1 protein-coding gene is annotated in these 1,164 nt (G+C 53.4%); it reads right to left on the reverse strand.

Translation table 11 applies throughout. The features are described from left to right. Positions 1 to 82: 82 nt before the first annotated feature. The coding region (gene ald / locus IQ260_RS30690; protein WP_322745093.1) for an alanine dehydrogenase at positions 83 to 1,164 on the reverse strand (1,082 nt) is incomplete at its 5' end.

The following is a 1,164-nucleotide window of genomic DNA, read 5'->3' on the forward strand; positions in this document are numbered from 1 at the left end:
GAGATCAACAGCTCTGTAACGAATGATTTTTCTCACCTAAAGACCTACTCCCCAGCGAGCTTTGCGAGCGCACTCCCCAGATCTACAAATCTGGAAACGTCGCTTTAATGGCCGGATGGACCAGCTGATGATTGACTACATTGAGACCTTCGGCCAGGGCAGGGTCTGCCTCCAAAGCCCCCAGTCCCAGGTTGGCTAGCTTGAGCACATAGGGCAGCGTACTGTTATTTAAGGCTTCGGTTGCTGTACGGGGAACAGCCCCAGGCATATTGGGCACACCGTAGTGCAGCACGCCTGATTCTTCATAGATCGGTTCGCTGTGGGAGGTGGGGCGTACTGTTTCAATACAGCCACCTTGGTCTACGGCGACATCAACGATGACGGCACCTGTGGGCATGGTTTTGACCTGCGATCTCGACACCAGCGTTGGTGGCCGTCGACCCGGCACGAGCACTGCTCCAATGAGTAAATCTGCCTGACTCACCGCCCGCTCAATATTGGCAGAGTTACTGTAGAGCAACCGCACTCGCGAGCCAAACAACTCTTCCAGCTGGTTCAACCGATCTAAATTGATATCGATCAGCGTTACCTCAGCCCCCAGACCCACTGCCATTTTGGTTGCCTCAGTGCCAACAATACCGCCCCCTAGCACCACCACACGCCCCGGACTGACACCTGGAATCCCCCCTAGTAAGACACCGCGCCCTCCCTGCTGCTTTTCTAGAAACCTGGCACCAAACTGCACCGATAGTCGTCCAGCAATAATGCTCATGGGGGTAAGCAGCGGTCGCTGGTGGTTCTTTTCAACGGTTTCATAAGCAATGGCCGTAGCCCCGCTCTGGATGAGTGCTTCCGTCAGTCCGCGACTGGCTGCCAAATGCAGATAGGTAAATAGCAGCTGTTCTTTTTGCAGATAATCATATTCCTTTGGCAGTGGCTCTTTAACCTTCACCACCATGCCCTGTTGCCAGGCATCAGAAGCTGAACCGAGGGTGGCTCCTGCCTGCTGATAATCAGTATTACTAAATCCTGCCCCTACCCCAGCATCGGTCTCTACTATGACCTGATGCCCTTGTTCTGTAAGTGCTCTGACACTGTTAGGACTCAGCCCGACCCGAAACTCTAGATTTTTAACTTCTTTTGGTACACCAATCTGCACAAGCA

Source organism: Leptolyngbya cf. ectocarpi LEGE 11479 (genome assembly GCF_015207065.1).
In the GTDB taxonomy this organism is placed as follows: Bacteria; Cyanobacteriota; Cyanobacteriia; order Phormidesmidales; family Phormidesmidaceae; genus Leptothoe; species Leptothoe ectocarpi.